Raw genomic sequence first — 294 nt, 5'->3', positions numbered from 1 at the left:
AGTCACCAATTCACCAGCCGCTAAATCTGTATTACCGGTGATGGTGGGCGTGGCGTCATTGCCTAATCCGGGATCGGCTACCGTTAGGGTAGGTGCTGAGGTATCCACAGACCCATCTTCATTCACCGTGGTGGTGTTTCCTGCATCATCAGTAGCTGTTACTGAAATAGTATAATCACCTTCAGCGAGTGCAGTAGGCACACCGGCAGTGTATGACCCGTCAGGTTGGACAGTAGCCGTAAATGTCTGGGTATCATCGTCAGCATCAGTGACGCTGATAGTCACCAACTCACC

1 protein-coding gene is annotated in these 294 nt (G+C 51.4%); it reads right to left on the bottom strand.

From position 1 onward, the window contains the following. On the bottom strand, positions 1-294 hold a 294-nt coding region (locus V5298_RS20940), incomplete at both ends, for an Ig-like domain-containing protein (RefSeq protein ID WP_332933323.1).

This window comes from Alteromonas sp. 14N.309.X.WAT.G.H12 (genome assembly GCF_036697315.1).
Classification (GTDB): Bacteria; Pseudomonadota; Gammaproteobacteria; order Enterobacterales; family Alteromonadaceae; genus Alteromonas.
Note: the sequence above shows the minus strand (reverse complement) of the source record. Positions and strands in the feature narration are given on the sequence as shown.